Here is a 24,354-nt window from a genome sequence, read left to right on the forward strand (position 1 = left end):
TCATGTCCGAATTCGCATCCGGCGCCCACAAGGACCCCGGCGCACCGCGGATCATCGACTTCCACAGCCACATCGCCTCCGGCATGTGTTTTCCGCAGTCCTTCAACGACGGTGTCGTCGACAACATGACGGTCGCTCTGACCAGCCGTGGACTGCCCGTGACCCGCGAGAAGGTCGCGCGGATGCACGCCGGGACCCTGACGGACCCGCTCTGCGACGAACTGGTCGCGCAGATGGACGAGGCCGGCATCGCGGAATCCGTGCTGCTGCTGCCGGACTTCACGTTCGCGCTCAAGGACAGCACGCACACCATCGCGGAACTCGTCGAGCACCACAGGAAGGTCGTGGAGCGTCACCCCGGCCGATTCCGGGTCTTCGTGGGCGTCGACCCCCGGTGGGGCGCGGACGGCCTGGCCCTCTTCGAGCGGGCGATCACCGAGTACGGCTTCGACGGCATGAAGCTGTACCCGCCCTGCGGGTACCGGCTCTCGGACGAGGCGCTCTACCCGTTCTACGAGATCTGCGCGCGATACGGCCTGCCGGTCCTGACGCACATCGGGGCGACATCGCCCGTACTGGACTTCGAGATCGCGCAGCCCATCTACGTCGACAAGGCGGCCAGGGACTTTCCCGGGATCGACTTCGTGCTCGCGCACGGCAGCGTCCACTACCCGGACGAGGTCGCCATGTTGTGCAACAACCGGCCGAACATCTACGTCGACGTCAGCGGTTACGAGGCGTTCGGCGCCGCCGCGCTCAACACGCTGTTCCGGCGCGGCATCAACCACAAGATCCTCTTCGGCACGGACTGGCCGGTGTTCCGGCTCCAGGGCCGGCAGACGGACCTGGTCGAAAAGCTCGACAAGGAGGGCGCGTTCCCCGAGTCGATGACCGATGCGGACCGGGATCTCTTCTTCTACAAGAACGCGGCCCGGTTGCTCGGCAAGAACAAGCTGAAGCCCTCAGAGGTCACTGCCGCTCTCTGAGGTCCCGTTCAATCACAGAAAGGCACCAAGGTGACGGAAGGCCAGACCAAGACGGATTTCCTCGGACTGACCGAGGAGCAGATCGAGTTCTTCAAGGAGAACGGTTTCGTGGGGCCGTTCGACCTCTACTCGGAGGACGAGGCCCCGCTGCTGTGGAACCAGGCCATGATCGAGATGGTCACCTCGGCGAACAAGCCCCACAACTCGACGGTCATCAACTACGACCGGCACCTCGACTGCAACACGCTGTCCGACCACATCAGCCGGCCGGAGATCGTGCACAAGCTGCGCAGCCTCATCGGCGACGACATCCTGTGCTGGAAGACGAACATCTTCAAGAAGGCCCCCGGCGAGGCCGGGACCGGCTGGCACCAGGTGGAGACCTTCGTGGTCGGCGAGACGACCACCTCGGCCACTCCCTCCCTCAAGTACACCGAGGAGACGGACCATCTGACGCAGGAACTGACGGTGTGGACCGCGTTCTCCCCGGCGGGCCGGGAGAACGGCTGCCTGCGCTACATCCCCGGCAGCCACAAGAAGTGGTACTACGACGAGAGCAAGCCGCTCACGTACAGCGTGGAGAGCCGGTCCCACGACTTCTTCGGATACGACTACTCCGAACTCAAGCTCGACAAGGACTGGGACCCCAGCGACGAGCAGGTCGTCGAGATGGAGATGAAGCCCGGCCAGTTCGTCATCTTCCTGGCCAAATGCATCCACGGCTCCCTGCCCAACGTCAGCGACACCACCCGCCTGGGCTTCGCCTCCCGCTACGTCTCGCCGTCGGTGAAGGTGTACGAGGACGTCGACAGCCTCAGTGAGTTCGGCGACACCATCAGCCTCGACTACCACGGCAGCGTCCTCGTCTCCGGTGAGGACAAGTACGGCCACAACCGGATCCACGACAAGAACCTGAACGGACACCCCTTCAAGAAGGCCGACACCGATGAGCACTGACGACTACCGGAAGAAGCTCGCGGACTTCCTCCGGACGCAGCCCACGACCGAGGGCGTGACCCACGAGGACGTCGTCAAGGCGACGACACGCGACGAACTGGGCATCAGCTCGCTCGGCGTCATCCTGCTCCTGGTGACCTACATCAAGGAGCACAAGAACGACTGCGTGCAGCTCAAGCCGGAGTGGGTCTCCCGCCTCCACGACATCGACGGCATCACGTCCGTACTGCGCGAGATCGACGAGACCGACCTGGCGCAGGCCACGGCATGACGTCCACCGGAATGCGTTCCCCGGGTCCGGCGGCCGGCAGCGGCGCGGGACCCGGGGCGGTGAGGGCGAGGCGCGGTGACCACTGATCCCACCGGCATCGGCATCGGCTCGTTCGCCTGCGTCTTCGGCGACCAGCAGCGAAAGCCGCACGACATACCGGGGTTCGAGGCGCTGTGGGACGAGCGGTCCTCCGGCGCGGACTTCTCCGCGATGGGCTGCGAGACCTTCCGGACCATGACCGCCCCGGTCGAGGAGTACGTGATCGAGGCGGTGCGCCGAACCCTGGACGACGGCGCCGTCGCCCCCGCGGACGTCGACTACCTGTTGCTGGCCACCAGCGACGCCCGGCTGACCGCGCTCGGCAGTGACTTCGCCGCCCGCCTTCTGGACGCGCTGGGACTCGTGGACTGCGTCCCGGTGCTGCTCTCCTACCAGCAGTGCTGCAGTTCGCTCACGGCCCTGCGACACGGGCACGACCTGCTCCTGGGCGACCCGGACGCCCGCCATGCGGTCCTGGTCTCGCTGGACTTCACCCCGGACGACGACGACCGGGTGCGCTCCTTCGCCCTGTTCGGTGACGCCGTCGCCAGCTGTCTGATCAGCCGGAGCGGACAGGGCCTGGTACGGCTCCTCGCCTCGGCCGTGCGCGCCGACCACGAAGGGCTGCTGGGACGTGACTCGTTCGTCTCCCGGCAACGGGCCGCGCAGTCGGCGCTCACCCGGGCCGGTGCGTCCGCCGGCCGCCGGGCCACGGACGTCACCAGGGTGTTCCCCACCAACCTCTACGCGCCGATCACCCTGTTCAACGCCTCCATAGCGGGCCTGCACCGCGACCGTCTGCACTTCGCCGGAACCCTCGCCGCGTACGGTCACTGCGGGAACTCCGACTGGCTGATCAACCTCGTCGACCACCATGACGAGACCGGCATCCGCCCCGGGGAGACCCATCTGGCCGTTTCCTCGGCACCCGGATTCTTCGCCTGTGCGCTGTTCGAGGGAATCTGAACCCGGCCCCGCCCCGCGGCCGCGAGGCGACGGCCTCGTCACCCGAGCACCCGGAGGAAAAGGAACACCATGCAGATTTCCGTCGACGACCTCTCCGGCCCGGAGATCGCCTCCTTCCTGGCGGAGCACGTCCAGGACATGCGGGCCGTCACCCCGCTGGAGAGCAAGCACGCGCTCGACCTCGACGGTCTGCGCCGCCCGGAGGTGACCTTCTGGTCGGCCTGGGACGGCGGGGCCCTGGTGGGCTGCGCCGCCATCAAGCGCATCGACGCCGGACACGCGGAGATCAAGTCGATGCGCACGGCCCCGGCCCGCAAGCGCAGCGGGGTGGCTTCCCGCCTGCTCGAACACCTCCTCTCCGAGGCCCGTCGCATGGGGTACTCCCGGCTCAGCCTGGAGACGGGGGCGACGGATTTCTTCGCCCCCGCCCGCGGCCTCTACGAGAAGTTCGGATTCGAGTACTGCGCGCCATTCGCGAACTACAAGGAAGACCCGAACAGCGCGTTCATGACGCGGCTGCTCTGAACCGAGCCCCGAAGGGGGACCACGACCCGTGGATGTGACCTATCCCTATGACAGAGAGCTGTTCAGCCGGCTCTTCCTGAACTGCTCCCAGCGCCAGTCGCTCGTCATGCTCGCCGAACACGAACCGCTGACGCACCTGCTGCTCCAACGGTGTCTGATCAGCACCGACGACATCCTGCGGCAGATCGTCAGGGAGCAGCGGCCCAAGTACGCCTTCGACAGCGGCCTCCTCGACCCCGACGACCTGGCGGACATCGGGGTCGTCGCGGAGGAGACGACGTTCGGCAGCTATGCCGAGGCGCGCGGACTGCTGCTGGACGTGGTCGCTGAGGAGGGGTACGCGATCCTGGTGGGGGACGTCTTCTACTGGCCGCACTGCCCCGAGTACACCCGGCAGCACCTGACGCACAGCATCCTGCTCAAGAAGTACGACGAGGACACGGCCCGCTGGTCGATCGTCGACGACAACCCGGCGAGCCTGCTGTGCGAGTACGCCTACCCGGAGGAGGTGATCGCGGCCGCCTTCGACAACGGCGAACTGCGCCGGGTGCGCTACTTCACCCGCAAGGACTTCGACGCGTCCGAGGCCGCGGCCGCCTCCCGCCGGACCCTCGTCCGGCGGCTCGAGCGGTACGAGGACGGCCTCACCCTGTTCACCGGGGCCGCGGACTTCATCGCCTGCCCCTGGATCGCCCCGGAACGGGTCGTCTCCCTGCTGCACGACGCCTTCTCCCTCTACCAGGGCTCGCGCACCGCACTCACCGAGTACGTCCGCCGCGTCCTCGACGACCCCCGCGCCGAGGACGTGCTGACGACGATCACGCGCCACAGCGCGGAGGTGCAGAACCAGTTGCTGCTCGCCAAGGTCACCGGCTCGCTGGACGCCGGCCCGGTGACGGAGGTCTGCGTCCGGCTCGCGGAGGCCGAGCGGGAACTGCTGCACCGGCTGAGGACCACGTCAGGAGAGCGGGTATGAAGGAGAACCTCGTCTCGCTGCTGATCCTCGACCTCGCTCTGATCATCGCTCTGGCGAAGGCGGCGGGCCGGCTGGCCCGGGCGCTCGGACAGCCACCGGTCATAGGGGAGATCGTGGCCGGGCTGCTGCTCGGCCCCACCCTCTTCGGCGGCGCGCTCTCCGGCACCCTGGTGCCGGTGGAGGTGCGGCCCTACCTCGGCGCCCTGGCCGATGTGGGCCTGGTGCTGTTCATGTTCGCGGTGGGCCTGGAGTTCGACTTCGAGCGTTTGCGCGGCTCGGGCCGTATGGCCGGCGCCGCTGTCGCCGGGGCGGCCCTCGTGCCGTTCGCCCTCGGACTCGGGCTCGGCTGGTATCTGCTGCGCACCTACGAGCCTCCCCACCGCACCGCGTTCCTGCTGTTCATCGGGGTCGCGGTGTCGGTGACGGCCTTCCCGGTGCTGGCCCGCATCCTGTCCGACCGGGGCATGAACGGGACCTGGCTGGGCTCCGTGGCCCTGTCCACCGCGGCGGTCTGCGACCTCGCGGCCTGGTCGATGCTCGCCGGCATCCAGGCCCTGGCAGGCGCGAGCGGGCACCAGTGGCGGGTGCTGCTGGTGGTGCCGTACGCGGCGGTGCTGTTCCTGCTGGTACGGCCGCTGCTCGGGCGGTACCTGGCCGGGGAGGGCGCGGCGGGGTCCCAGCCCGCCGGCACCTTCACCCTCGTACTGGTCGGCGCCCTGGTCTCCGCCGGGGTGACGCAGTGGATCGGCCTGCACTTCGTGATGGGGGCGTTCCTGTTCGGGCTCGTGGTGCCGCGACGGGAGAAGACCTCCGCCGTGCGGGAGGAACTGCTGCAGCGCACCCAGCACATGACCGTGCTCCTGCTGCCCGTGTACTTCGTCGTCGCGGGCTTCAAGGTGGACCTCTCCGACATCGGCGCCGACGGACTGGTCCAGCTGGCCGCGATCTTCCTGGTGGCCGTCACCGGCAAGTTCGCCGGCACCTGGTTCGCCGCCCGGTCCTCGGGCATGTCACCCCGGGGCTCCGCGGTGCTGGCCTGTCTGATGAACACCCGCGGGCTGACCGAGCTCATCGCCCTGGGCATCGGCATGGAGGCGGGGCTGCTCGACCAGCGGCTCTACTCGCTCTTCGTCGTCATGGCGGTCGCCACGACGGCCATGACCGGCCCCGTGCTGCGGCTCCTGACGGGACGCGGCGACCAGGAACTCGAACTGGACTTCATCGTGCCCCCGCCCAGGCGGTCCGTCGAGTCCCCCGCCCCCGCGCGGCGCACCGTCCTGGCGCGTTCCGAGCCGCCCCGCACCCGCTGGTGAGCGGGGCGGCTCCGCCCGCGGGGGAGAAGCGCCCGATTTGCGGCACTCGTTCCGCCGTGCATCAAGATGCCATGCAGCTTCCGCGTCGATAAGGGCGCTCCCTTCGACGGGCCGGTCTGGCACGGTTGTTCCGGGCACCATTACGGAAACCGTCGAGAACTCGGAATACACCACAGTCCGGAAATGATCCGGCGCGGTGGTTCCGTGCGCCCGAAAACCGGCGCGCAGCTATTTCCTCGTGAAGTGAATCCATGAAGGTGATCCGGTGCGAGAAAGCCTCGGATACCTCGATTTTTTTCCAAGGGGTGAAGTCATTGAGCGGCGTGGTGGGGTGGGCCGATTTCCGGCGTGATCTGGGCGACCAGGGTGACGTCCTGCGGGCGATGACGGACACACTGCGTCACCGCGGCCCGGACACCGAGGACGTCTGGCTGTCCGCGCGGGCCGGCATCGGCCACCGGGGCCTGGCGACGACGGGTGAGCCCGACGACGTCCGGCCCGCCCGGGCCGAGACGGACCGGGGCACGGTGTACGTCGCGCACGCCGGTGAGGTCTACGACGCGGACGCCCTGCGACGGGACGTGGAGGCGGCCGGAGGCCGGCCGCGGAACCGCTCCACCGCCGAACTGCTGCTCCAGGCCTACCTGCTGTGGGGCACCGGGTTCGCGGAGCGGGTCGACGGCACCTTCGGCCTCGCCGTCTGGGACGGCCGGGACCGCAGAATGCACCTGATCCGGGACCGGATCGGCATCAAACCCCTCTACTACCACGCGTACCCGGGCGGCGTCCTCTTCGCCTCCGAGCCCAAGGGCGTCCTCGCCCATCCCCGCTTCGAGGCACGCCTGGACCTCGCCAAGCTGCCCGTCGTCCTGCAGCCGAGGCTGGGCCTGCCCGGCGAGACCGCGCTCCAGGGCCTGTACGAGGTCCCGCCCGCCCACGTCGTCACCTTCACCGAGTCGGGCACCACACACCGCCGGTACTGGGAGCTGGTCAGCGAGCCGCACCACGACTCCTTCGAGGTGACGGCGCGCCGCGTGGCCGAACTGCTCGACGACGCGGTGCGCCGGCAGCTCGTCACGGACGTGCCGCTCGCCGCGATGCTCTCCGGTGGTGTGGACTCCACCTCCGTGGCCGCGCTCGCCGTGCGGGCGCTGCGCAAGGAGACCCCGGACCGCGAACTGCGCACGTACTGCGTACGGTTCGAGAGCGACCCGGCGCACTTCGTGGCCACCGAGCTGCGGCCCGACGTCGACGCGCCCTACGCCGCCGAGGCCGCCGACTTCATCGGCACCCGGCACACCACGCTCACCGCCACGCTCCAGGACGTCCTGGACGCCGTCCCGGCCACCCGGCGCGCCCGCGACCTGCCGGGCTGGGGTCAGTTCGACGCGTCGATGTACCTCATTTTCCAGCAGATCGGGCAGGGTGCGAAGGTCGCGTTGACGGGCGAGGCCGCCGACGAGATCTTCGGCGGGTACCCGTACTTCTTCAAGCCGGAGGTCGTCGGACGCGACGACTTCCCTTGGCTGGGCGACGGCCCCCGGCTCTCCCGGTTCCTCAGCCCCGGGCTGCTGGCCGAACTCGACCCGGCCGAGGACGAACGCGCCCGCTACAGCGAGCTGCTGCGCCGGGTGCCGCGGCTGCCCGGCGAGAGCGCCGAGGACGCCCGGATGCGGGAGGTGTTCTTCCTCGGGCTGGCCGGGCCGCTGTCGGTCATCCTCGACCGCAAGGAGCGCATGAGCATGGCGCACGGGCTCGACGTGCGCGTCCCGTTCTGCGATCGCCGGCTCCTGGAGTACGTCTGGAACGTGCCCTGGGCGCTGAAGTCACAGGGTGGGGTGAAGGGCCTGCTCAAGGCGGCCATGGCCGACGCCCTGCCGCCGAGCACGGTCAACCGCAGGAAGAGCGCCTACCCGCATGTGCAGAACCCGGTGTACGACCGGACGCTGATCCGTGAGGCCGCGCGGATCGCGGGCGACCGGCGGTCCCCGCTGTCCGGCCTGTTCGACGGCGCGGCGCTGACCGGGCTGATCGAGCAGATCCGCGCGGGCGCGGTGCGCGGCGAGCTGCCCGGCGGCTCCAACCAGGCCGCGCTGCTGATCCAGCTCGTCGAACTGAGCCACTGGATGGACGAGTACCAGGTGTCCCTGCCCTGACCGGTAACCGCCTGACGTCACGACCGAATTCCCAGGGAGTCCCCACTCATGCTTGAACTGGTCCCCATCACCGACGGCATCGGTACGGAAGTCCGCGGTATCGACGTCTCCGGCCCGATCTCCGACCGCGACTTCGACCGGATCCACCAGGCCTGGATCGACACCACGATCCTGCTGTTCCGCGGCCAGACGATGACGCCGGCCCAGCACATCGAGTTCACCCGGCGCTTCGGCGAGGTCTGCGCCTACACCCGTTCGCAGTTCAACCACGATGAGCACCCCGAGATCCTGATCCTGTCCAACCTCAGCCGCGACGGAAAGCCGATCGGCTCCGCGTACAGCGGGCGGGTGTGGCACAGCGACGGCGCCTATCTGACGGACCCCCCGGTCGGGTCGATGCTCTACGCCCGCGAGGTCCCGCCCGAGGGCGGCGACACCTGGTACGGCAACATGTTCGCCGCCTACGAGGCGCTGCCACCGTCGGTCAAGGAGCGCATCGAGGACCTCAAGGTGGTCATCAGCCGGGTCCGGTCCCGGCCCTACAACTACCCCGACCGCCCCGCGCCCACCGAGCGGGAACGCGCCGAGTGGACCGACGTCATCCACCCGCTGGTACGCGTCCACGAGGAGAACGGCCGCAGGGCGCTGTACGCCGGCGGGAACGTGCCGTGGCACATCGAGGGCCTGTCCGAGGACGAGAGCGCGCCCCTGATCACCTACCTCCAGGAGTTCTCGGTGCAGCCCCGCTTCACCTACCGCCACCGGTGGCAGGTCGGCGACATCATGCTGTGGGACAACCGCAGCGCCATGCACCGGGCCACCTACTACGACCACGTGAAACACCGCCGGCTGATGCACCGTACGACCATCTCGGGGCGGCGCTCATGACGCGCTTCGACTACGTCGTCGTCGGGGCCGGAGCCGCGGGCTGCGTGCTGGCCGGCCGGCTCACCGAGGACCCCGCGATCCGGGTGCTGCTGCTGGAGTCGGGCACCGAACGGCGCAGCCCGCTGCTGACCGTCCCCGCCGCGGAGACGGTGCTGATGGGCAACCCCAAGTACGACTGGTGCTTCGAGACCGACGCCGACCCCACGATCGACGGCCGCAGCCTGAGCATCCCCCGCGGCCGGCTGCTCGGCGGATCCAACGCGATCAACGGCATGATCTTCGTGCGCGGCCAGCGGGAGGACTACGACGACTGGGAGCGGCTCGGCAACCCCGGCTGGTCCTGGGAGGGCGTTCTGCCCTACTTCCGCAGCATGGAGCGCGCCACTGCCTTCGCGAGCGGCAGCCGCGGCCACTCCGGGCCGATCTCGGTCGGCGAGCCGCGCGACCGGGACGAGCTGACCGAGGCGTTCCTCGACGCGGCGGCGAAGGCCGGCTATCCACGGAACCCGGACTACAACTCCGGCGACCAGGAGGGCTTCGGCTACTACCAGGTCAACCACGAGGACGGGCGCCGCTCCTCCGCCCTCGGCACCTACCTCAAGGAGGCCAGGAAGCGCCCGAACCTCACCCTGGTCACCGATTCGCACGTCACCCGGCTCCTGTTCGAGGGCACCCGGTGCACCGGGGTCGCCTTCCGCGACGGAGACGCCGACCGCACGGTCCGCTGCGGCCGGGAGGTCATCGTCAGCGCCGGGGCCGTCCAGTCCCCGCAACTGCTGGAGCTCTCCGGCGTCGGTTCCGCGCAGATCCTGGGCGAGGCCGGCGTACCGGTGGTGCACCACCTGCCCGGAGTCGGCGAGAACTTCCGCGACCACTTCGCCGCCCGCCTGAGGTGGCGGGTGCGCCGGCCGATCACCTTCAACGAGCGCTCCCGCGGACTCGCTCTGGCCCGCGAGGTGGGCCGGTACCTGCGCGAGCGCCGGGGGCTGCTCAGCCTGCCCATCGCCCTGGGCTACGGCTTCGTCCGCTCCATGCCCGAACTCACCCGCCCCGACCTGCAGTTCCACTTCGCGCCGGCGAGCTACGGCGGCGGCAGGAGCAGGCGCCTGGACACCGAGCCGGGCATGACCCTCGGCGTGTATCCGCTGCGGCCCGAGTCCAAGGGGTCCATCCACATCCGCTCCCGCAACCCGATGACCGCGCCGGCCATCCGTCCCCGCTTCCTGGAGTCCGAACGCGACCGGGCCACCCTGATCGAGGGCATGCGCATCGGCCGGCGGATCGTGGAGGGGTCGAGCCTGGACGACTACCGCGCGTTCGAGCTGATGCCCGGCAGCGAGGTGCGCACGGACGACGAACTGCTCGCCTACGCCCGTGAACACGGCGACACCTCCTACCACCCGGTCGGCACCTGCCGGATGGGCGACGACGAGATGGCCGTGGTGGACGCGCGGCTGCGCGTGCGCGGCATGCACGGACTGCGGGTCGTCGACGCGTCCGTGATGCCCGTGATGGTCTCGGGCAACACCAACGCCGCCAGCATGATGATCGGCGAAAAGGGCGCGGCGCTGGTCCTGGAGGACCACCGGGAACGCGACCGCGCCTGACCGGGCAGGGCAGCAACTCCACATCCAGAACAGGAGGTTCCATGTCTGAAAAGCTCACGGCGGACCGTTTCGAACACACCGCCAACGTCGAACGCACCGGTTCGTACCGCGCGCGCCGCAGCGCCTTCTGGCCCCCGTCCGCCTCCTACGCGCTCAGCTGCCTGGACCTCGCCGGGGCGACCCCCGACCTCGGCGACGGCTTCCGCCGGGCGCTGGCCGGCCTCGAGCGCACGATCGAGACCGAGTGGCATGCCGTCAAGGAGATCGGGATCCCGTCCCGCCGCCGCTTCAACGACCCGACGGCGGCCGCCGAGGCCCTGCGCGAGGTCGCCCGGCATCTGCCGGGCGCGGCCGACCGGCGCGCCGCCGAGCTGCGCGCCGACGCGGTCCAGCGCGGCTACGACGACACCATTCTCGAGGAACTCGCTTCGCTGAAGGAGGAGTTCACCGTCGTCGCCGGACAGATCTCCACCTGGTACGGCAAGGACCCCCGGGGCCTGCCCACGGCCTTCGCGTGCCGCGCCGACACGGACCGCCAGGAACACGTCGACCGGGCGCTGGGCCTGCGCGAGGAGGCGGCCGCCTATCTGCGCGGCCTCCACGCCGACCTGCGGCTCGGCGAGATGCCGGCCTTCGGCGCGGCCGAGCTGTTCTTCATGGCCGGTGAGGGCGACCTGCACCCCAAGCACATCGCCTACTTCCTGCCCGAGGACGAGGGCGTGAAGTACTCGCCGTTCAAGAAGACGTACTACTTCGCCAACACCCACCGGGCGCTGCTGGAGACGGTCTCCGCACCGCTGGCCGCCCGCCACCTCACGGCCGGCCCGCGCTTCGACCCGGCCGACGAGAGGTTCGCCGCCATCCCGGTCCTCGGAGTGCTCGGGCACGAACTGGGCCACTTCGTCCACCGGCCGGCGACCGATTTCAAGGACCTCAACGCCGAGGACCGCTGGGCCTCCGTGGTCCTCCAGGAGGTCGCCGCCGACGTCTTCGGCATCCTGATCCTGGCCGAGGTCTGGGCACCGCGGCTGGGCATCGACACCGAGGACTGCCTCGCCTACTACCTCGCCGAGTGCCTGCGCTACCTCGACCGAGGCCTGGGCCACTTCCCGGACAGCGACGGCATGTACCTGCAGCTGTCCTACTTCACGCAACTCGGCGCTCTGGAAACCGACCCGGACGGCGCGCCCCGCCTGACCGGCGAACCCGGCGCCGTCCTGGCCGCCCTGCGCTCGCTGGCGCGGGTCCTGGCCGACACCCTCCTCGCCACGGACACCGGACGGGCGGTCCGCCTGCACGAGGCCTTCGGCCCGGCGACCGCGGCCCCGCTGGCCCCCCTCGTCGAGGGACTGCGCGGTGGGCCGCTGCGCTCCATCGAGTACACCCAAGAGCACCTCCACACCTCCGCCACTGCAGCCTCCTGAAAGCGGGACGACGATGATCACCGGGACTCGGCAGGACCTCGACAGCGTGCGCGACTACTACACCACCCGGCGCGCGGTGGAAGACGGCGAGGCGACCATCTACGCCATCTGGGAGAGGGGAGAGGCATTCAACGACTCGGTCACCCCGTCGACGTACGTGCCCGAGTACCGCTCCCACATGGCGCTCAAGCTGCTCTCGCTCACGCAGGACGGCGCCCGTGTCTTCTCGCTGGGCTGCGGCAACGCCGCCGTGGAAGGGGTCGTCGCCGGCCTCAACCGGGTGGTGCGCGGTATCGACTTCAACGAGGAGGCCGTCGGACTCGCCCGGGACAAGGGCGTGGACGCTTTCACCGCCGACTACTTCAGCCTGCTGCCGTCCGACGTCGAGGGCACCGACCTCATCTACGCCGACGGGTTCTTCGGCCATCTCTTCGACGAGAAGCGGGAGATCGGCCCCGCCCTGGACAAACTCGCCTCCCTGAAGCCCAAGTCGGGCTCCTACCTGGTCGTCTCCAACGACGCACCGGCCGACCCCGACGCGCCGTTCGCCCCGCACGAGCGGGTCCAGGACTTCTGGTTCCTGTCCAAGGACTATCTCCAGAACCGGCTGGCGGACATCGGCTGCACACCGGTGGAGAGCTACTACTTCCCGTACCTGCGACCCCTCAGCGGCATGCGCAACCGCACCGTCTGCGTGGCCCGGGTCCCGTAACCACCATCGGTCGTCCGTCCCGTTGCGAAGGGGAACACCTTGCCCATAGCCGATGGGTTCGAGCGGCGCCTGCGGCCGCTCCTCGCAGATATCGTCGCCGTCTACGGCACCCCGTTCCACCTCTACGACGCCCGGGGCATCATCGACACCCACCGTGCGATGGCCGCCGCCTTCGCCGGCGAGCCCTACCGTCAGCACTTCGCGGTCAAGGCCCTGCCCAACCCCGCCGTGCTCTCCCTGCTGCTGGCGGAGGGCAGCGGACTCGACTGCGCCTCGCCGGTCGAGCTGGAACTGGCCCAGGAGGTCGGGGCCGGCGCCGGCGACATCGTCTTCACCTCCAACAACACCACGCCTCAGGAGTACGAACTCGCCCTGAAAACGGGGGCCTTGGTCACCTTCGACGACCGCTCGCTCCTCGACCGGGCCGACGTCCTGCCGGAGACCGTCGCCTTCCGGGTCTCACCGCACGGGCTGTCCGCCGGCTCCCGCCTCATGGGCGACGCGCAGGCGACGAAGTTCGGAGTGCCGGTGAGCGACCTCGCCGACGCCTACCGAGAGGCCCGTCGGCGCGGCGTCACCCGCTTCGGCATCCACGGCATGACCTGCGCCAACGAACTCGACGTGGGCCGGGCGGCGCGCGCCGCCGCGGACGTGATCGAACTGGGCGCGCGGATCGCCGAGGACGTGGGCATCACGTTCGACTACGTCAACGTCGGCGGCGGCCTCGGCATCCCCTACCGCCCCGAGGAGCGGCCGTTCGACTTCACGGCCTACGCGGACGCCATCCTGGCCGCCCGCCGCCGCTTCTTCCCCCGCACGGCGCCCCGGATCCTGATGGAGTGCGGACGGTACGTCACCGGCCCGCACGGCGTCCTGGTGACCCGCGTCGTCAACCGGTGCCGCAAGAACCGGGAGATCGTCGGTGTGGACGCGTCGATGTCCGCGCTGATGCGCCCCGGGTTCTACGGCGCCTACCACCACGTCAGCCTGCCCTTCGCCGGCGGACGGCCCGAGGCGTGCTACGACGTCGTCGGCTCGCTCTGCGAGAACATGGACAAGTTCGCCGTCGACCGGACGCTGCCCGACCCCCGGATCGGCGACATCGCCCTCGTGCACGACACCGGCGCCCACGGGCACGCGATGGGCTTCACCTACAACGGGCGGCTGCGCCCCGCCGAACTGCTGCTCACACCGGACGGCGACGTCGTCGAGATCCGCCGTGCCGAACGGTACGAGGACTACGTCGCCACCGTCCGCCCGCAGCCCGTTCCCGTCCTGAGCGCACCGGCCCGCCCCGCTGCCCGGGAGCCACACACCGCAGGCGAACAGGAGCCGACGGCATGAATTCCAGAGCGCTCATCGAGGACGCATTCGAGCGCCGCACCGAGCTGACCCCGTCCGACCTCGAAGAGCTCGCCCCGCACATCGAGGCCGGCCTGGCCGCCCTCGACCGGGGCGAACTACGGGCCGCGAGCCCGGTGGACGGGACATGGGTCGCCGACACCTGCGTCAAGAAGCTGATCCTGCTGTCCTTCCTGCTCGGCCGCAGTGAACTCGCCGCGTCCGGCCCCGGCCGGCCCCGGACCTACGACAAGGTGCCGCTGAAGTTCGAGGACTGGCAGGAGGACGACTTCGACAAGGCGCGCATCCGGGTGGTCCCGGGCGCCGTCGTCCGGCGCGGCGCCCATGTGGCGCCGGGCGCCGTGCTCATGCCGTCCTTCATCAACATCGGCGCCTACGTCGGCGCGGGCACCATGGTCGACACCTGGGCCACGATCGGCTCCTGCGCACAGATAGGCGAGCGCTGCCACATCTCCGGCGGCGCCGGTATCGGCGGCGTCCTCGAACCCATCGGCGACAACCCCGTCGTCATCGAGGACGACGTGTTCGTCGGCGCCCGCAGCGAGATCGCCGAGGGCGTACGCGTGCGGCGCGGTGCCGTCATCGGCATGGGCGTGTACCTGGGCGCCTCCACACCGGTCGTGGACCGGGCGAGCGGCGAGGTGCTGCGCGGCGACATTCCGGAGAACGCCGTCGTGGTCGCGGGGGCGCGCACCGACCCCAAGCGGCCCGAGCTGTCCACGTACGCGGCGGTGATCGTGAAGTACGCGGACGAGCGCACCCGGGGGAAGACCGCGCTGAACGACCTGGTGCGGGACTGACCCATGAGCCCGTCCGCCAGCGCCTTCGCCCGGCTGCACACCCTGCAGCACGGCGTGCCCACGCCGCCGGGACTCGACCCCGTCCAGCTCCACCTGGGCGAGGCGCGGCTCGACGCCGGTCTCGACCCGGCCCCCCTGGCCGACGCCGCCGGCTGGGAACGCTATCCGCGCCTGGGCGGCACCGACGAACTGCGCCGTGCCTACCAGGACTGGCTGGGCCGCCGCTTCGGGGTGCGCACAGGCCTGGCCGACGGGCGCCTGGCGGTCGAGCCCACTCCGGGCAGCAAGCAGGCCGTGGCAGTCGCCGTGGCCCGCGCGGTCGCGAACCGGCCGGAGGGTGGCCCGAAGGCGGTCGTCATGCCCAATCCCTTCTATCCGACCTACCATGCCGCGACCCTGGCCTCCGCCGCCCGCCCGGTCTACTACGGCGCCGCCGGCGACGTCGCCGACGGCGTCGCGGCGGCCGTCGAGACGGCGGACGCACCCGTCGCCGCGGTCCTCGTGTGCAGCCCCGGCAATCCGCGCGGTGACGTACTCACCGAGGACGCCCTGCGGTCCGTCGCGAAGACCGCTGCCGCCGCCGGGGCCGTGCTCGTCGTCGACGAGTGCTACACCGACCTCTGGTGCGACCGGCCGCCCCCCGGATTCCTGACGCTGGTGGAGCAGGGGACGGTGGAGCCCGGCCGGTTCCTCGTGCTGCACAGCCTGTCCAAGCGGTCCGGCGCCCCGGGGCTGCGCAGCGGTTGTGCCGCGGGCGACCCGGACACCGTCGCGGAGTACGCCCACTACAACCGGTCCTGCGGCGTGTCCACACCCGCGCCCGTGTGCGCCGCCGCCGCCGCGCTGTGGCGCGACGAGACCCATGTCCGGCGCTCGCGCCGGGCCCTCGCCCGCAACTGGGAGCTCGCGGACGAACTGCTCGCCGCCGTTCCGGGCTACCGCAGGGCGCCGGCCGGGTTCTTCCTGTGGCTGCCGGTCGACGACGACGAGACCACGGCCCGCCGGCTGTGGCACGAGCACGCCCTGTCCGTGATGCCGGGCCGCTATCTGGCCGCCGATCAGCCGGACGGCCGCAACCCGGGCGCCGGGCATCTGCGCATCGCCCTGGTGCACCCCGAACCGGTGATGCGCGCGGCGCTGCTGCGGCTGCGCGACGCCCTGCGGCCGCCCGGCGCACTCCGCCCGACCGCACCACCGAACACCCCTCCACCGACACGAGGACGCCTCCCATGACCCACGCCGAGGAGAAGCCACTGCTGCTGGTCGTCACCAGCGGTCTGCGGCGCTACCGCGAGTACCTGCTGCGGTCGATGGCCACCCGCTACCGGGTCCATCTGATCGACTCCACCGCCCCCACCTGGGAGGCGCCCTACCTGTACGGCTCGACGGTGGTGCCCGACACCGGCGCCCACCATGTGCTCCGGGCCGCCCGGCAGGTCGCGGCGCGCGAAACCGTGTCCGGGGTCATGAGCTGGCACGAGGAGCACATCGTGCAGGCGGCCCTGGTCGCCGCGGAACTCGGCCTCCCCGGCACTCCCGCCGAGGCCGTCCGCCGCTGCCGGGACAAGTTCGCCACCCGCACCGCGCTCGCCGCCGCCGGGCTGCCCCAGCCGCGCTTCGAACTCGCCGGCAGCCGAGCGGAGGCGCTGGCCGCCGCCGAACGGCTCGGCTACCCGGTGGTCATCAAACCGCGCGCCGCGGGCGGCAGCCAGGGCGTCGTCCTCGTCCACGACGCGGCCGAACTCTCCCGGCAGTTCGACACCACCCGGGACGTCCCGGTCCCGCACACCCCCGACTTCGACCGGCTGGTGCTCGTCGAGGAGTACCTGCGGGGTCCGGAGATCAGCGTCGACGCGGTGGTCCGGGGCGGCCGCGTCACCCCGCTCTTCGTGGCCCGCAAGGAGGTGGGGTATCCGCCGTACTTCGAGGAGACCGGCCACCGTGTGGACAGTGCCGACCCGCTGCTCGGCGACCCCGACCTGCTGCGTACGCTGACCCGCATCCACGAGGCGCTCGGCTGCACCGACGGCTGGACCCACAGCGAGCTCAAGCTCGGCCCGCAGGGCCCCCGGCTGATCGAGGTCAACGGACGCCTGGGCGGCGACCTGATCCCCTACCTCGGCCTGCGCGCCACCGGCATCGACCCGGGGCTCGCCGCGGCCGACGTCGCCTGCGGCGCCGTACCGGACACCACCCCGTCGGCCCGGGGAGTGGCGGGCGTGCGCTTCTTCTACCCGGAGCTCAACGACTCCGTCATCGCCTCGATCGGCTTCGACGACAGCGCGCTGCCCGCGGCCACCGACCTGCTGGTGCCCCTGGTGGAGCCCGGCGACGTGGTGTCACCGCCGCGCCAGGGCCTCATCGACGGGCGGGTCGCCCTGGCGACCGCGGTGGCCGGCGGGCGACAGGAATGCGCCGACGCCCTCGACGCGGCCGAGCGCGCGCTGCGCCTGACCGTGGCCGAGCCGTCCTTCGCCCCGGCGCGGTAGGGGAACGCCATGCACATCCTGGTCATGCACCGTGTCCCCGACTCGTTCGTGCACTACGCCGAGCAGATCGACCACGAGGTCCACGACGTCACCTACGTCAGCGCCCCCGACCGGCTCGCCACCCTGCCCGAGGGCGTGCGCGGCCGTCGCATCCGGCGCCGCGGCACCGGCGACACCGCCGACGAGGTGCTCGCCGCCGTGGCCGGACTGCCCCGGCCCGACGCGGTCATCGCCCTTTCGGAGTACGACCTGCTGCCCGCCGCCCGGGTCCGCGAGGCGCTCGGCGTCGACGGCCCCGACGTACAGGCCGTGCTGCCCACCCGCGACAAGGTCGTGATGAAGTCGGCGGTCGCCGCGGCGGGCCTGCGCGTCCCACGCTTCGCCCCACTCGCCACGGCGCTCGCGCAGGGCGCCGACTCGCTGCCCTGGAGCGGGCGCACCATCCTCAAACCGCTCGCGGGCGCCTCCAGCGAGGGCGTCACCGCCTATCCCGGACCCGCCGAGGCACTGGCCGCCGCCGGCAGCGTCGACGTGGACTCCTTCGAGGCCGAGGAGTTCGTCGAAGGGCCGATCATCCACGTCGACGGTCTGCTCGCGGCCGGCGCCCTCGTCGCCGTGCAGGCCAGCCGGTACGTCGGCACCTGCCTGGGCTATGCCGCGGGACGGCCGCTGGGCTCGGTGCAGACCGACACCACGCCCGAGGTGACCGAGTGGACGCTCGCCTGTCTGCGCGCCGTCGGCATCGCGGACGGCCCCTTCCACCTGGAGGGCATCGCCACCTCCGAGGGCCTGGTCTTCCTGGAGGTGGGGGCACGCGTCGGCGGCGCGGACGTGGTCGACACCTTCGAGCTGGCCACCGGGGTGCACATGCCCTCCGTCCAGGTCCGGATGACGGTCGACGGCTCCGCCGCCCTGCCCGCCGCCAGGACACCCGGGCACGGCGAGCGGTACGGCTGGTTCGCCGTGCCCGGTCACACCCTCGGCACCCGTTACTGCCGGATCGAGGGGGAGAAGCCCTTCCGGGACGACCCGGTGGTGCGGCGCTGGGCGCAGCGCTCCCCGCACGAGCCGGTCAAGGACGTGATCACCTACGCCGACGCCGACGTCCCGATCGCGGGAGTGATCGGCCCCGCCCCCACCGACGTACTGGAGCGCTTCCTCACCGACTTCTTCGCATCGGTGCGGATCACCCCGGCAGAGGAGCCCTCATGACCCTGCAACCCCGCCTCGTCGTGGCGGCCCGGACCGAGGACGGCACCTCCGTCGTGGCCGCCGACCACCCCGTCCCGGCCGTCACCGTGGGCGCCTGGCCCGGCTCGCGCTTCCACCTGGCCTGGGGCAGCGAGGACGGCGGCGCCCGGGTCGGCAACGGCACGCCCGAGCCCGTCACCCTGCCCTTCTTCCCCGGACCCGGCGGCACCCGGCTCATCTACGCCCGCTACGAGCCGCAGTCCACCACCCCCGCCCCGGTCGGCGACCCGGAGGCGCTCGCCGCCGAGGTCGAGGAGCGCCTCCCCGGCCTCATGGACGTCTTCGAACCCGGCGGGTCCCCGCTGCACGCCACCGACACCCTGGACTACGGGATCTGTCTGCAGGGCGAGCTGCACCTGGAACTCGACGACGGCAAGGAGACTCTGATCACCCCGGGCACCTGTGTCGTCCAGCTCGGCACACGGCACGCCTGGCACAACCGGGGCACCGAGCCCGCCCTGATGTGCTTCGTCGGGATCGGAGCCGACCGTGACGACTGAGAAGGCGCCCAGGACGGCCGGCCCCCGCACCCCCGTCGCCCTGCTGCGCGCCTGGCTGCCCGCCGGCCGCAGCGCGCGCAGGCTCGTCACCGCGTCGTTCGTCGACTCCCTGGGCACCGGTCTGTTCATCGCCGGCTCGGCCCTGTTCTTCACCAGCGTCCTCGGGCTGACGACCGTTCAGGTCGGCATCGGACTGTCCCTGGCCGGGCTGGCCGGGGTCCTCGGCATGGTGCCGCTGGGCCGGCTCGCCGACCGGATCGGCGGCAAGCGCGCCATCGTGGCCCTCTACACCTGGCGAGGGGTCTGCTTCATCCTCTACCCCTTCGCGCGTGAGCCCGCGGCCTTCTTCGTCCTGGCGTTCCTCATCGGTATGGCGGAGTTCGGCGGCGGCCCCATCGTCCAGCGCATCGTCGGCGCGGTCGAGGGTGAGGGATCCCGGGTGCGGACCATGGCCGTCATCGCCTCTCTGCGCAACGTCGGTTTCAGCATGGGCGCGGTGCTGGCCTCCTTCGCCCTGGCCACGGACAGCCCCACGGCCTTCACGGCGCTCGTCTTCCTCGACGCGCTGACGTTCCTCGGCGCCGCCGTGCTGCTGTCCCGGCTGCCCTCGGCGGCCAACGGCACCACCGGCGGGTCCGCCGACCGCACTTCGGCCGGCGCCGCCGTGCTCCAGGTGCACGACCCCAGGTTCCTGGCCCTGTCCCTGCTCAACGGCGCGCTCTTCCTGCACGCCATCATGCTCACCGCGGCGCTCCCGCTGTGGATCGCCACCAGGACCGAGGCGCCCCCGGCCGCCATCGGCGCCGTCGTCTTCATCAACACGGTGCTCGTCGTGCTGCTCCAGGTCCGCCTCAGCCGCGGCTCCGTGGACCTGCGCAGCGCCGCTCGCCGCCAGCAGTGGGCCGGCTGGGCCCTGGCCGGCTGCTGCCTGCTGACGGCCCTGGCCGCCGACGCCGGGCCCGTCCTGGCGACCGCCCTGGTCGTCGGCGCGACCCTGGCGCTGACCCTGGGCGAGATCTGGCAGTCGGTCGGCGCCTGGCGGCTGTCCTACACGCTGTCCCCGGAAGACCGGCGCGGCTACTACCTGTCGGTGTACGAACTCGGCACCAGCACCGCGTCCGCCGCCGGACCCGCGCTGCTCACCTGGGCGGTGATCGGGAACGGGCAGGCGGGCTGGATCGGACTGGCCGTCTGCTTCGCCCTGGCCGGTCTCGCGGTCACCGTGATCGCGCACCGCGCGGGCCGCGCCGTCGGCGCCTCGGCCCCGGCGACACGGGAACAGGCGCTGTCCTCCGTCCACGAGTCGGCACAGGAGAGGTGAACCATGCGGAGGCTGCTGCTGGTCGGAGTCGGACTGACGGGACGGCCCTACGCCGCCGCCGCCCGTCGGCTCGGGATGCGGGTGCACGCGGTGGAGACCGAGGCCAGGGCGGCGGCACTGGCCGCGGAGGTCGACGAGCTCACCGTGTGCCGGGGCGGCTCGGACGAGCTGTGGTACGAGGCCGCCGCCATGGCCGTGCGCACCGCGCGGCCCGACGGGGTGCTGGCCTTCAGCGAGCCGCACGTGCTGGCAGCCGCTCTGGTCCAGGACGAACTCGGCCTGCCGGGGCCCTCGTTGCGAGCGGCGGCGATCTCGCGGAACAAGGCGTTGCAGCGCGCGCGGTTCGCGGCGGCGGGCATCGGCCAGCCCGAGCACCTGGTGACCGACCGGCTCGCCGACGCCGCCGGCTGGGCCGTGCCCCGGCTGCCGGTCGTCGTCAAGCCGCTGTCCTCGGCGGGCAGCGCGGGGGTCGAACTGGTCGCGGACGAGGCGGGGTTCGCGGACGTGGCCGCGCGTCGCGCCGGTGAGGGCCGGCTGCTGGTCGAACGGGCGGTGCGGGGGCCCGAGTACAGCTGGGAAGCGCTGGTGCGCGAGGGCAAGGCGTGGTTCACCAACCTGACCGAGAAGGAGACCAGCGGGCCGCCGTACTTCGTGGAGACCGGGCACCGCGTCCCGGCCCCGGCCGACGCGGCCACGCGGGCGGCCGCCGACGACCTCGGCGCCGCCGTGCTCGACGCCCTCGGCATGCACACCGGCATCGTGCACCTGGAGTTCCGCAGCACCGAGAGCGGCCCGTCGGTCATGGAGGTCGCCGTGCGCACGCCGGGAGACCGTCTGATGGACCTGCTCGGCCTCGCCCACGGAATCGACTGCTACGAGGCGGCGGTCCGCATGGCGCTCGGCGAGACCGTGCCGCCCCCGCCGCCCGGCCCGGCCCGGCACACGGCGGTCCATCTGCTCGCGGCGTCCCCCGGCACCGTCACCGCCGTGCACGGGCTCGCCGACGTTCTCGCCCACCCCTGTGTGGTGGAGGCCGAGGTGAGTGTCGCGCCGGGCGATGTCGTCGCCCCGGTCCGTTCCTCGGCCGAGCGCGTCGGCCAGGTCCTCCTCGCCGCCGACGACCCGGACCTGCTCACGGCGGCCCTCGCCGACGTCCGCGCCGCCCTTCGTGTCGAAACCCGTCCCGCACCGTGACAGCCGGTGGGGGCCCGCCGGTCGCCGTGTGAGAGCGGCTCGGGGGAGCCCGACGATCCGTGGCGCCCCCTGTCCGGGCTCGGCGAGCCGTGCGACCCCGCGGGCGACTTCGCCGGGCGACCCGAAGGAGGCGGTCGCGGACGGCGGGGCGGTCCGGTGGGGGATGCGAGCATGGACCGGAGGCCGGGTCCGGGTGCGCGAGCGCATCGGGCGGGCGGCGGGTACCGGGGGGACGCATGGCACAGGCCAGGGAGCTGTACGAGGACGGAGCGCGGCTGTACGACGGCGCGCGTACCCTGCGCGCCGACCACGCCCGCGCCCTGGAAGCGGTCCGAGCGGCCCACACCCCGCTCCGGGACGCGTCGGTGGCCGAGGAACTCGGGTCCATCCCGCTCAACCGGCTGAAGGACGTCACCGAGGGCCGGCTGCGCCTCGCGGCGGTGGAGGCGGCCGGGTTCGCGACGGTGCGCGAGGTCCACGAGGCGAGCCGCCACCGGCTCCGCCAGATCCCCGGCGTCGGCGCGCAGACCGCCGACCAGGCCCTCGCCGCCGCCCGGCAGATCGCCCGCGCCGTCGGGGAGACCGTCTCGGTGCGGATCGACGTCGACCGCCCCGAGCCCCGCACCACCGCCCTGGTCACCGCGCTGTACCGGCTCGTCGAGGCGGGCCCCGAGCTGCCCCGCGCGGTGGAGGCCGCCGAGCGGTACGAGAAGAGGCTCGCCGAACTGCTGCCCGCGGCCCGTCCCGCAACCGGCAGGCTGCGGCTGGCGCTCACCGGTCGCTTCCGCCGGGAGGCCGCCCGCGCCGCGCTCGCCGAGCTGCGCGAGCTGACGGCCGAGGCCGCCGGGGCGGACGTCCCGCTGCGACTGGCGCAGGCCACCGCCGACCTGCTGCGCGAACCGGCCTCCGAGATCGAGCCCTGGGTCGATTTCGAGGTCCGCTCGGCCGAGTACTACAGCCGGCTGGCGGAGATCTGCGCCCAGCCGACGGATCTGGCCGCCGCCGAGGGGTTCGTGCCCTCCGAGGTGGCCGAGCGGGTGCACGCGCAGCCCCTGGACGACACCCACCGCCGGGTCTCCCTGCGCGGCTACCAGGCCTTCGGAGCCCGGTTCGCGCTGGCTCAGCGCCGGGTCGTCCTCGGGGACGAGATGGGGCTGGGCAAGACGGTCCAGGCCATCGCCGCGCTCGCCCATCTCGCGGCGGAGGGGCACACCCACTTCCTGGTGGTGTGCCCGGCCGGCGTGCTCATCAACTGGACGCGCGAGATCGGCGCCCGCAGCACGCTCAGGGCGCTGCCGGTGCACGGCCCGGACCGGTGGGACGCGTACGCGGAGTGGCGCGAGCGCGGCGGCGTCGCCGTCACCACCTTCGACGTGCTGCACACCCTGCCCGCGCCCAGGACGCCCGAGCCCGGGCCCGAGTCCGACGGCGGACCGCCCCCCGGGCTGCTCGTCGTCGACGAGGCGCACTACGTCAAGAACCCCGACACCCGCCGGGCCCGCTCGGTCGCGGTGTGGACGGCGCTCTGCGACCGCGTCCTGTTCCTCACCGGCACGCCCATGGAGAACCGGGTCGAGGAGTTCCGCGCCCTCGTGCGCCACCTCCGGCCCGATCTGGTCGCGGAGCCGGGCGAGGGCCACCGCGCGGCGGGCCCGCACGCCTTCCGCAGGGCCGTCGCCCCCGCCTACCTGCGCCGCAACCAGAAGGACGTGCTCACCGAACTGCCCGCGCTGATCCAGGTCGACGAATGGGAGGAGTTCAGCGCCGCAGACGAGGACGCCTACCGCGCGGCCGTCGCCGCGGGGAACTTCATGGCGATGCGCAGGGCCGCCTACGCCGACCCGGAGAAGTCCGCCAAGCTGCAACGGCTGCGGGAACTGGTCGCGGAGGCGGCCGCCAACGGTCTGAAGGCGATCGTGTTCTCGTACTTCCGCGACGTCCTGACGGTCGTCCAGGAAGCTCTCGGCGACGACGTGTTCGGCCCGCTGGCCGGAGACGTGCCGGCCGCCCGCCGACAGCGTCTCGTCGACGACTTCACGGCGGCCGGGGGACACGCGGTGCTGCTCTGCCAGATCGAGGCGGGCGGCGTCGGACTCAACCTCCAGGCCGCGTCCGTGGTCATCCTGTGCGAGCCGCAGATCAAGCCGACGCTGGAGCACCAGGCCGTGGCCCGCGCCCACCGCATGGGCCAGGTCCGCGCGGTCCAGGTGCACCGTCTGCTGGCCGCCGACAGCGTGGACGACCGGCTGCTGCGCATCCTGAGGAACAAGAACCGCCTGTTCGACGCCTACGCCCGGCGCAGCGACACCGCGGAGGCGAGCCCGGACGCGGTCGACGTCTCCGACGACGGCATCGCCCGCCGCATCGTCGAGGAGGAGCAGCGCAGGCTGGCCGTCGAACCCAGGGACGCGCCCGCGCCCTCGCCCTCGCACGGGCCCTGACGGACAACGTCGACCGGCCCGTCGGCCATGGGCGTCCCGGCGGGCGTGGGCATCGCGCAACTGTCGCACGCCGGTTCGGATCCGTTGGCGGAATCCCCTGCCAGACTGACCGGAGCACATGATCGGCCGCCTCGCGCCACCGCCCAACTGCCCAACCGCCTGAACCAGGAGCACGG

General features: G+C 71.8%; 21 protein-coding genes. All 21 read left to right on the forward strand.

Annotated elements, in window-relative coordinates:
* The first annotated feature begins 2 nt into the window (after positions 1–2).
* Positions 3–986: an amidohydrolase family protein gene (locus BG482_RS07755; protein WP_069768145.1), complete on the forward strand. Its 984-nt coding sequence runs from the start codon at positions 3–5 to the stop codon at positions 984–986.
* Between the two features lie 30 nt (positions 987–1,016).
* Positions 1,017–1,943 (forward strand): chlorinating enzyme, encoded by a 927-nt coding sequence (locus BG482_RS07760; RefSeq protein ID WP_079141661.1) that lies wholly within the window; start codon positions 1,017–1,019, stop codon positions 1,941–1,943.
* Positions 1,933–2,214 (forward strand): hypothetical protein, encoded by a 282-nt coding sequence (locus BG482_RS07765; protein WP_069768146.1) that lies wholly within the window; start codon positions 1,933–1,935, stop codon positions 2,212–2,214. Before BG482_RS07760 ends, BG482_RS07765 begins: the two co-directional genes overlap by 11 nt.
* A gap of 75 nt (positions 2,215–2,289) precedes the next feature.
* Positions 2,290–3,219, forward strand: a complete 930-nt coding sequence (locus tag BG482_RS07770; protein WP_069768147.1) for a hypothetical protein — start codon at positions 2,290–2,292, stop codon at positions 3,217–3,219.
* Positions 3,220–3,288: 69 nt separating this feature from the next.
* Positions 3,289–3,744, forward strand: a complete 456-nt coding sequence (locus tag BG482_RS07775; RefSeq protein WP_069768148.1) for a GNAT family N-acetyltransferase — start codon at positions 3,289–3,291, stop codon at positions 3,742–3,744.
* Between the two features lie 28 nt (positions 3,745–3,772).
* Positions 3,773–4,720 carry a hypothetical protein gene (locus BG482_RS07780; protein WP_141746550.1) on the forward strand — a complete coding sequence of 316 codons (948 nt, stop codon included), beginning with the start codon at positions 3,773–3,775 and terminating at the stop codon, positions 4,718–4,720.
* Positions 4,717–6,033 (forward strand): cation:proton antiporter, encoded by a 1,317-nt coding sequence (locus BG482_RS07785; protein ID WP_079141662.1) that lies wholly within the window; start codon positions 4,717–4,719, stop codon positions 6,031–6,033. Before BG482_RS07780 ends, BG482_RS07785 begins: the two co-directional genes overlap by 4 nt.
* 305 nt (positions 6,034–6,338) lie before the next feature.
* Positions 6,339–8,189, forward strand: a complete 1,851-nt coding sequence (gene asnB / locus BG482_RS07790; RefSeq protein WP_218108778.1) for an asparagine synthase (glutamine-hydrolyzing) — start codon at positions 6,339–6,341, stop codon at positions 8,187–8,189.
* 48 nt (positions 8,190–8,237) lie between these two features.
* On the forward strand, positions 8,238–9,077 hold the full coding sequence (locus BG482_RS07795; RefSeq protein ID WP_069768151.1) for a TauD/TfdA family dioxygenase: 840 nt from the start codon (positions 8,238–8,240) through the stop codon (positions 9,075–9,077).
* Positions 9,074–10,684, forward strand: coding sequence for a GMC family oxidoreductase (locus BG482_RS07800; protein WP_069768152.1), 1,611 nt, complete (start codon positions 9,074–9,076; stop codon positions 10,682–10,684). Before BG482_RS07795 ends, BG482_RS07800 begins: the two co-directional genes overlap by 4 nt.
* A 41-nt stretch (positions 10,685–10,725) precedes the next feature.
* Positions 10,726–12,108 carry a hypothetical protein gene (locus BG482_RS07805; protein ID WP_069768153.1) on the forward strand — a complete coding sequence of 461 codons (1,383 nt, stop codon included), beginning with the start codon at positions 10,726–10,728 and terminating at the stop codon, positions 12,106–12,108.
* 13 nt (positions 12,109–12,121) lie between these two features.
* Positions 12,122–12,820, forward strand: a complete 699-nt coding sequence (locus tag BG482_RS07810; RefSeq protein WP_069768154.1) for a bifunctional 2-polyprenyl-6-hydroxyphenol methylase/3-demethylubiquinol 3-O-methyltransferase UbiG — start codon at positions 12,122–12,124, stop codon at positions 12,818–12,820.
* A gap of 39 nt (positions 12,821–12,859) precedes the next feature.
* Positions 12,860–14,164 carry a diaminopimelate decarboxylase gene (locus BG482_RS07815; RefSeq protein ID WP_069768155.1) on the forward strand — a complete coding sequence of 435 codons (1,305 nt, stop codon included), beginning with the start codon at positions 12,860–12,862 and terminating at the stop codon, positions 14,162–14,164.
* Positions 14,161–14,982 carry a 2,3,4,5-tetrahydropyridine-2,6-dicarboxylate N-succinyltransferase gene (locus tag BG482_RS07820; RefSeq protein ID WP_069768156.1) on the forward strand — a complete coding sequence of 274 codons (822 nt, stop codon included), beginning with the start codon at positions 14,161–14,163 and terminating at the stop codon, positions 14,980–14,982. The genes BG482_RS07815 and BG482_RS07820 overlap by 4 nt, the downstream gene beginning before the upstream one ends.
* Before the next feature lie 3 nt (positions 14,983–14,985).
* Positions 14,986–16,215 (forward strand): aminotransferase class I/II-fold pyridoxal phosphate-dependent enzyme, encoded by a 1,230-nt coding sequence (locus BG482_RS07825; protein ID WP_069768157.1) that lies wholly within the window; start codon positions 14,986–14,988, stop codon positions 16,213–16,215.
* Positions 16,212–17,471, forward strand: a complete 1,260-nt coding sequence (locus tag BG482_RS07830) for an acetyl-CoA carboxylase biotin carboxylase subunit family protein (RefSeq protein ID WP_069768158.1) — start codon at positions 16,212–16,214, stop codon at positions 17,469–17,471. The genes BG482_RS07825 and BG482_RS07830 overlap by 4 nt, the downstream gene beginning before the upstream one ends.
* A gap of 9 nt (positions 17,472–17,480) precedes the next feature.
* Positions 17,481–18,683, forward strand: a complete 1,203-nt coding sequence (locus BG482_RS07835) for an acetyl-CoA carboxylase biotin carboxylase subunit family protein (protein WP_069768159.1) — start codon at positions 17,481–17,483, stop codon at positions 18,681–18,683.
* Positions 18,680–19,222, forward strand: coding sequence for a cupin domain-containing protein (locus tag BG482_RS07840; RefSeq protein WP_069768160.1), 543 nt, complete (start codon positions 18,680–18,682; stop codon positions 19,220–19,222). Before BG482_RS07835 ends, BG482_RS07840 begins: the two co-directional genes overlap by 4 nt.
* Positions 19,212–20,543 (forward strand): MFS transporter, encoded by a 1,332-nt coding sequence (locus BG482_RS07845; protein ID WP_069768161.1) that lies wholly within the window; start codon positions 19,212–19,214, stop codon positions 20,541–20,543. The genes BG482_RS07840 and BG482_RS07845 overlap by 11 nt, the downstream gene beginning before the upstream one ends.
* A 3-nt stretch (positions 20,544–20,546) precedes the next feature.
* On the forward strand, positions 20,547–21,737 hold the full coding sequence (locus tag BG482_RS07850) for an ATP-grasp domain-containing protein (protein WP_069768162.1): 1,191 nt from the start codon (positions 20,547–20,549) through the stop codon (positions 21,735–21,737).
* A 236-nt stretch (positions 21,738–21,973) separates the two neighbouring features.
* Entirely contained in the window at positions 21,974–24,178 is a 2,205-nt protein-coding gene (locus BG482_RS07855; RefSeq protein WP_069768163.1) for a DEAD/DEAH box helicase, read from the forward strand.
* Positions 24,179–24,354: the final 176 nt, after the last annotated feature.

The sequence above is a fragment of the Streptomyces sp. LUP30 genome, from assembly GCF_001746365.1.
Classification (GTDB): Bacteria; Actinomycetota; Actinomycetes; order Streptomycetales; family Streptomycetaceae; genus Streptomyces.